This window comes from Curtobacterium sp. B18, from assembly GCF_000333375.1.
Classification (GTDB): Bacteria; Actinomycetota; Actinomycetes; order Actinomycetales; family Microbacteriaceae; genus Curtobacterium.
On sequence record NZ_BACZ01000317.1, the window covers coordinates 20842 to 28468 of the forward strand.

Genomic DNA, 7627 nt, shown 5'->3' on the forward strand with positions numbered 1-7627 from the left:
GTGCGTTCCCCAAGCCCACTCGGCACCTCCGAGCAGAGGCTCTGCGGATCACGCAGGCCCGCCGCGTGTACTCGCTCATCCGCGCCCGTCAATCGGACGCCTGGCCAGCGATCTGGGCTCTCGTCGCTCCGCGACACCGCGCCGACCGTGTGTACACACCCGTGAACCGTGCACTCGACCGGGCGCGGTCGCAGTCCGCCAGCTACGACCGAGCGTAGATCGCGACCGTCGCTCCACCAACATCGGCGCGACGTTCGACGCTCAGACCGCGCCGTTCGAGCTCCCGCGGCACGGAGCGGCCCCAGTCGCTACCGGCGGCCTGGATGACGAACACACGGTCGGCTGTGCTCAACTTTCCCAAGCGCGACTCGACCGGTACGTCTGACCCCCACAGTGTGCCGGTCTGGGCTCCCGCTCGCTCGAGTGTGAGATCACCCATGCCGACGAAGGGCTCCGGGTACGCGACCGCGATCAGGCGAGAGGAGTTCGCCAGTCGCTTCGGCAACGGTCCAAACACCGCGACGTCGTAGCCGTCGGCGTGCTGCCGTTCAGCCTGCACAAACGCTGCGATCTCCTGCCAACGTGCATTGTCTTTCCCGTCCGAGTGACGCTGACTGGCCCAGTTGGGGAGGGTCACGACGAGCGCTGCGGCCAGCGCGACCGCCGTGAGGCTGCGGGCGCGAACGGATGCGACAGCGACGCCCGAGAGAAGTGCCATGGCGGGCACGCAGAACGTCACGTAGCGCGGGTCGTAGACGGGACGTACGAACGACGCGAAGACGAGGATGAGTGTGGGCCCGACCGCCCACCAGGCGACACTGCTCAGCACCCGCGCACCCGACGTCCGACGCAGCACTACCGCCCCGCACGCGGCCGCCGCCCACAGCAGACCAGCGAACAACGCCGAGTGCTCCCCGAACTGAGATGTCACGACGTCAGTGACGGTCTTGCTGCTCGGTGACCCTAGCCATGCCACCTGCTTCGACTCGCTCAGAGAGAGCAACACCACCGGCGCCGAAACCAGCACCGCGGCCACAGCAGACGTGAGCCACGCGAAGATCGTGCGACGGTCCGACCCGCGCCACGCGAGCGCGAGATGCGCTGGCAGCAGCAGTGCCGAGAACATGAAGAGCCCGACCATCGCGACGGTGGCCGCGGCGTAAGCCGCCCACAGAAGCCATCCGCGTCGGCTGGACGCTACGAGTACCAGCCAAGTCGAGAGCACCGCCAGGAACAAGCTCAGCGCGTAGGAGCGCCCTTCCGTCCCCGCGAACGTTGCACGCGGCATGACAACGAGGATGAACGCCGCGGCCAGTGCAGCGTGCCGTGACGCGATCCGATCGCCGATGAGCGCTGTGAGGTACGCGGCAGCACCGATCGCGAGAGCGCTCGGCAGGCGCAGGGTGAATGCCGAGTAGCCCACGATGTTGAACCAGACGTGCATGGCCGCGTAGTAGACGGCGTGCACCGCGTCGACGTTGTGGATCATCTGCCACAGCTCCGCCCATGAGCGGGTCGCTCCCGTCACCGTGGCGGCTTCGTCGTACCAAACCGACGGCATCCAGCTCAGCGTTGCTATGAAGACGATCCCGAGAAGACCGATCATGAGCGCCGGGACATGCAGCGACCACAGCGCCGGGTGGGAGTGGTCCTGACGGTTCGTCACGATGGCCGATCCTAACGCGATCCGGAAACGCAGAAGACCCCCGGGCACACGCAATCGCGCATGCCCGGGGGCTCCCGTCAGCCTCCCAGCTGGTCGATGGTCTTCTGCCGTTCGGGGACGAGCTCAGCGTCACCGCGGACGTCCTGGAGGCCCGCATCGCTCACCTGCGATGGCACCGACTCAGAGAGGCAGGCTGATGGCCTGGACCGAGAAGCTCCCCTCCGGGCGATGGCCCGATGCCTACCGGCTCGCCGACGGCTCGAAGCGTTCCGCCGGCACTTTTCACCAAAAGCGCGCCGCCATGAACGCCGCGGCCGCCAACGAGCAGGAAGCCGCGCAGCTCGGCTGGCGAGACCCCGCGCTGCCCTCCACACCTGGGACGACTGAGTCACCGAGTGGTGGCCGTTCCGCGCCGTCGAACCGAGCACCCTGCTCCGCGACGGGTCCCGCCGCACGAAGCACCTCGACCCGCAGTGGGGCGCCGTGCCGCTCGTCGACATCACCCGACACGACGTGAAGGCGTGGGCGGCCGACTTGCTCACCTCCGGCATGGACCCGGCGACCGTGCAGCGGTGTGTGGCGCTCCTGTCGGCCTCGCTCGTCGCAGCCGTCGACGCGGGGATCATCACCGCCAACCCAGCCTCGCGACTCCGCCTTGCGAACGCCGACAACACCCGCGAGCGGTACCTCACGAAGGACGAGGCGTTCAGGCTCCTCGACGAGATCCCCGAGGGCATCCCGCGCGCGATGGCCGCCATGTTCTTCGGCACCGGCCTCCGATGGGGTGAGGCAGCCGGAGCAACCCTGCAGCGCCTCGACAGTGACTCCGGCGTCTTCCGCGTCGCCGAGACATGGGACGACAAGCTGAAGCAGCCTAAGGACTACCCGAAGGGCCGCCGACGCCGCACAGTCCCCGTGCCCGACTGGACCCTCGCCTACCTCGAGCCGCTCGTCGTCGCGCGCCGGGGCGGCTTCATCTTCCTCAGCGCCGACGGCACGCCGCTCGACCACCACAACTATCGGAGCCGCATCTGGATCCCCGCGGTGAAGCGCGCCGGGCTCGATGATGTGCACCTACACGACGCCCGCCACACGTACGCGTCGTGGCTTACCCAGGACGGCGTCCCCCTCGACGAGGTCGGACGACTCCTCGGCCACGTCTCGCCACTCACAATGCACCGGTACGCCCACCTCGCCGAGACACCGTCCGTCGCAGTCTTCGGCGCGCTCAGCCGACCGGAGCCACGTGGGGCAGACGTGGGGCAGGACGCCGCTCCGGGAGACTCCAATGCGCTCCAGTTCCGACCGCGCCGAACCGGCTAACACCCGCACCGGCGCTGAGAAGTGCGGGCATCGATTCCAATCGGTCACGAAATGCCCTGATCAGCCGTAACGCTCTTTTGATCCGAGGGTCGCGGGGTCGAGCCCCACGGGCCCACACCCTCCCGGCCCACGTCCCCCACCGCGAGCGCTCGCGTCAAGGCGCGTCGCTTAGGATCGGCCCCATGCGCGATCGCCCCACCGGCAGGATCGGCTCACTGGACGGACTCCGCGGCGTCGCCGCAGCCGTCGTCGTGGTCCACCACACGCTGCTCACCATCCCGGCGTTCTCCGACGGCAACTACCGCGCAGCCGTCCCCGGGTGGGCCAGCTGGCTCGTCTACTCCCCGGCGCACGTGCTGTGGGCCGGCAGCGAGGCCGTCTTCGTCTTCTTCGTCCTCAGCGGGTTCGTACTCACCCTGCCGGCACTCCGCCGCTCGCAGGACTGGATCGCCTACTACCCGAGCCGACTCGTGCGCCTCTACCTGCCGGTGCTGGTGTCCATCGGACTGGCACTCGCCCTGTTCTTCCTGGTCCCCCGACAGGACCAACCGAACCAGTCGTACTGGATCAACCGGCACGCCGAACCGCTGTCCCTGCACAGCCTGTTCAACGACGTCACGCTCCTGTCGCCGTCGCTCGTGAACAGCCCGCTCTGGTCCCTCACGTGGGAGGTCTTCTTCTCCCTCCTCCTCCCGCTCTTCGTGTCGATCGCCGCCGTGACGAGACGCTGGTGGTGGGCGACCGGGATCATCGGGATCGTGCTGTCGTCGATCGGCTGGTACGAACACGTGCTCTGGTTGACCTACCTGCCGATGTTCCTCATCGGGTCAGCTCTCGCCGCAGGCTGGGAACGGATCCCGGACGTCGGCACCCTCGTCGGGTGGGTCCTCCTGCCCGCGTCCCTGGCCGGGATCACCGCCGAGTGGTGGCTGCCGGACGACGCATGGTGGTCGCCGGCCGTCCGAGCGTTCGTGCTCGCGTCGGCCGGGATCATCGTCGTCCTGGCCGGCAAGTGGCTCCCCGCCGAGCGCTTCCTGCTCGGCGGCGTCCCGCGGGAACTCGGACGCCTCTCCTTCAGCCTCTACCTCGTGCACGAGCCGGTGACGGTGTCGCTCGCGAACCTGCTGCCGGCCACGTTCCCGTCGTGGCTGATCGTCGTCGCGATCCCGATCGGGCTCGGTGTGGCGGTCGTCTTCTCGCGGTTCGTGGAGCTCCCCGCGCACCGTCTGGCGAAGCGGATCGCGAAGACGCTGTCGACGAAGCCCCCGGTGCCGCAGGCTGTCTGACGGTTCAGCACCTCGCCGTGGCCGGTCATGAGGCTCTGCGGGGTGACCCTCTACAATCCCGGTGTGGCCCGACGAACCGACGGCGGCAGGTCCGGCGGCTCCCGTCGTTCCACCGTGCAGACCCGACGCCGACGGGTGATCCCTGCGGTCGCCATCGGCGCCATGGGTCTCGGCATCGCCGGCCTCCTCGCCCTGCTGCCAGCCGTCTCGAACGCGTGCCAGGTCGTCCCCGCGACGTCGCGTTTCTCGTCGGCGCAGGTGTCGGCCGCCACGGCGCCGGGCTCCGACGTCCTCATCGTCGGGGACTCGTACACGACCGGTCGCGGATCGTCCGACAACCTCCACGGCTGGGCACAGGACCTCGTCGCCGAACGTGACTGGGACGCAACCATCGACGGCGGCCCCGGCACCGGGTACGTCAACCGTGGGGCGGCCAGATCGGCGCGGGCCGTCTACCAGTCGAGGATCGAGCGGCGCGCAGCACTCTCGCCGGACCTCGTCCTCGTGCAGGGCAGCCAGAACGACTGGCTCACGAGTTCCGCCACCCTCGAGCGGACCGTCGAGAGCACGCTCCGGCAGGCCGAGGAAGAGTGGCCCGACGCCGTCGTCATCGCGATCGGACCGTCGGCGCCGCAGCCGCGGGCCCAGGCGACGACGGGCATCAACGCCGCGGTGGCCGCCGGCGCGCGAGCCGCCGACGTCCCGTTCATCGACGCCCTCGACGGCCAGTGGTTCACCGCGATGAACAGCGGCAGCTACGCCGCGACCGACGACGAGCACCTGAACGACGCCGGGTACCGGTACCTCGCGGGCAAGATCGACGCCGAGCTCGAGGACCTCGCGACGAAGCCCGACGGCGAGCAGTGCCTCTGAGCTCCCGCATGGGGTACAAGTCGCCTTCAGACGTCTCATGGCGGTTCCACTGCACAGTTCAGTTCGCGTTCAGCCGACTGTTGGGCTGCCGCCGATAGTGTCGTTCCCGGATCCGATCGACGGATCCTGCAGCATCGCACCATCGCAGAACGAACGGGGTACACCGTGATCGAGCCCATCGAAGCCACGCAGACCAGCACCACCGGTGACGCGCGCCGCATCGTCGAGCTCGCAGCAGCGACCAACACGACGATGAGCAACGAGCTCCTGCTCGACACGCTCCGCCGGAACGCCCAGGTCACGACCCGCCACATCCGCAAGGACTTCGTCGAGGTGGCGACCGGCACCTCGGTGCTCGGCTACGTCTGCCGGCAGCGCAAGGACTTCATCGCCCTCCGCGGCGACGACCCGGCCTGGGCGCACGAGGTCGGCAGGTACGCGAGCGAGTCGCTCGCGGTCGAGGCGCTGCGCATGCGCCGCGCCTGATCCTGCCCACCGAACGACGAAGGCCGCCCCACACGGGGCGGCCTTGTTCGTGTCCGGAGCAGCGCGGTCGGCCGTCACCCACCGAGCCGAGACTCGCCCACGCGGACAGTTCTGCGGCGCACGAGGCACGAAACCGTCCGCCGAGCCGAGACTCGCCCACGCGGACACTTCCGCGGCGCACGAGGCACGAAACCGTCCGCCGAGCCGAGTCTCGGGTGCGGCGCGCCCTCGCCGACCGCCGGGTCAGGACCAGACTCGGCGGATGCCCCAGCTGCCGGTCCAGGACTCGTCGGGCTCGAGCCAGCGCAGCCCCTCGCCGGAGTTGAGCGCGTTCGCGGGCGCCGTCATCGGCTCCACCGCCACGGCCAGCCCGGTGCCGTCGCCGCGGGGGAACTCGCGGGACGTGAAGACCTGCACGTACGGGAACGACCCGTCCTGCCAGAGTTCGACGCCGTCGCCCTCCGGTCCGTGCATCGTCGTGCGGCGGATCCCGTCGGCGTCCGGGGTGACGTCCGTGTAGGCGGTGTCGAGGTCGGCGTCACCGGCGCGGACGCCGGACCGCAGGTCGAACGGCGTGCCCTCGACCGGGACCGTGCCGTTCGGGATCTTCCTGTCGTCGACGGTGAACGCGGTCGCGGCGTCGAGCCGGACGACGAGGTCGTCGGCCGGGGTGTCACCGGCACGCAGGTAGGGGTGCGCCCCGATCGCGAACGGCGCCTTGACGCCGGAGCGGTTCACGACCTCGTGCGTCACACGGATGCCGTCGTCGACGAGTTCGTGGTGCACCCGCGTCTCGAGGGTGAAGGGCCAGCCGTGCTGGGGGTGGATGGTGGCTTCCTGCACGATGCCGGACTCGGTCTGGGTCACCACGCGGTACGGGGCGAAGCGGAGCAGCCCGTGCGAGGCGTTGCCGTACTTCGGCTCCGAGACGTCGAGCTGCTGCCGCGTGCCGTCGAGTTCCCACACACCGCCGGCGACGCGGTTCGGCCAGGGTGCGAGCACGATCCCGTTCGCCCCGGGCGGCTGCGACGTGACGGGGAACGGCTCGGTGAGGTCGAAGCCCGCGACGCGGAGTTCGCGGATGCCGGCGGCCACCTCGGTGACGATCGCCTCGACGACGCCGTCGGGGCCGGCGTGACGGAGGTGGTACTGGCCTCCGGTGGGCGCTGCGGTCATGCGGTCTGGTTCCTTCCGTTGCGTGCCGGATCGCCACCGGCGGGCTCGTCCGCCACGACCACCTGGACGCCTGCCGCCCGGATCGGGGCGACCTGCTCCGCCGTGGTCTCGGCGGTGACGACGACGTCGATGTCCTCGAGCGCGCGGACCACCCCGAGGTGGGCTCGGCCGAACTTCGACCCGTCCGCGACCACGACGGTACGCCGAGCCGTGGCCGCGAGCATCCGCTTCGCCTCGGTCTCGGGCAGGTTCACGTTGGTGAGGCCGTGGGCGACGTCGAGCCCGGTGCCGCCGAGGAACACGGTGTCCGCCGCGATCATCGGCAGCACCGCCCCGTTGAAGGGCGCGACCAGCGAGTGCTGCAGCGGGCGCAGTGTGCCGCCGGTGACGATGACCGTGAAGCGCGGCACCGCGGCCTCGAGCACGAGTGCGGTCGTCAACGAGTTGGTCACCACCGTGACGTCGACGAGGTCTTCCCGGGCGACCAGGGCCGTCGCCACCGCGGCCGGCGTCGTGCCGACGTCGAGCACGACGCACTGGCCGGAGCGGACGAGGGCGGCCGCAGCGCGGCCGATGGCGGCCTTCGCCACCTGGTGCTCGACGGCGGTCTCCTCGAAGGGGCGCTCGGTGGAACCGGCCCCGAGGCGGACCGCACCGCCGTGCACCCGCCGGATCCGCGCCTCCTGGTCGAGCGAGGCGAGGTCCTGTCGGACGGTCACCTCGCTGGTGCCGAGCGCCGCTGCCAACGCGGCCGTCCGGACGAGGCCGGGCGCACCGTCGACGATGGAGACAATGCGGCCCTGCCGCAACGGCCCGG

General features: G+C 70.2%; 7 protein-coding genes. 4 read left to right on the forward strand and 3 right to left on the reverse strand.

Annotated elements, in window-relative coordinates; genetic code table 11:
- Positions 1–202: 202 nt before the first annotated feature.
- The gene (locus tag I5E_RS08780) at positions 203–1666 is read right to left on the reverse strand and encodes a glycosyltransferase family 39 protein (protein WP_022906648.1); all 1464 of its coding nucleotides are present in this window, start codon (positions 1664–1666) and stop codon (positions 203–205) included.
- Positions 1667–2149: 483 nt separating this feature from the next.
- Here I5E_RS08780 and I5E_RS08785 point away from each other — a divergent pair, with 483 nt between their 5' ends.
- The 4 genes from I5E_RS08785 (at position 2150) to I5E_RS08800 (ending at position 5634) form a co-directional block, all read left to right on the forward strand.
- Entirely contained in the window at positions 2150–2989 is an 840-nt protein-coding gene (locus tag I5E_RS08785) for a tyrosine-type recombinase/integrase (RefSeq protein WP_022906649.1), read from the forward strand.
- Positions 2990–3171: 182 nt separating this feature from the next.
- Entirely contained in the window at positions 3172–4275 is a 1104-nt protein-coding gene (locus I5E_RS08790) for an acyltransferase family protein (protein WP_022906650.1), read from the forward strand.
- 63 nt (positions 4276–4338) lie between these two features.
- Entirely contained in the window at positions 4339–5148 is an 810-nt protein-coding gene (locus I5E_RS08795) for an SGNH/GDSL hydrolase family protein (protein WP_187290484.1), read from the forward strand.
- Positions 5149–5313: 165 nt separating this feature from the next.
- The gene (locus tag I5E_RS08800; RefSeq protein WP_022906652.1) at positions 5314–5634 is read left to right on the forward strand and encodes a hypothetical protein; all 321 of its coding nucleotides are present in this window, start codon (positions 5314–5316) and stop codon (positions 5632–5634) included.
- Between the two features lie 243 nt (positions 5635–5877).
- Here the strand turns inward: I5E_RS08800 and I5E_RS08805 are convergent, their stop codons facing one another.
- On the reverse strand, positions 5878–6810 hold the full coding sequence (locus tag I5E_RS08805; RefSeq protein ID WP_022906653.1) for an aldose 1-epimerase family protein: 933 nt from the start codon (positions 6808–6810) through the stop codon (positions 5878–5880).
- Complete coding sequence (locus I5E_RS08810; RefSeq protein WP_022906654.1) at positions 6807–7619, reverse strand: DeoR/GlpR family DNA-binding transcription regulator; 813 nt, start codon at positions 7617–7619, stop codon at positions 6807–6809. The genes I5E_RS08805 and I5E_RS08810 overlap by 4 nt, the downstream gene beginning before the upstream one ends.
- Between the last annotated feature and the right edge of the window lie 8 nt (positions 7620–7627).

Bases quoted from the DNA above. Each gene is read 5' to 3' on its own strand.
- I5E_RS08790 (WP_022906650.1), top strand. From the start codon at position 3,172: ATGCGCGATCGCCCCACCGGCAGGATCGGCTCACTGGACGGACTCCGC.
- I5E_RS08805 (WP_022906653.1), bottom strand. From the start codon at position 6,810: ATGACCGCAGCGCCCACCGGAGGCCAGTACCACCTCCGTCACGCCGGC.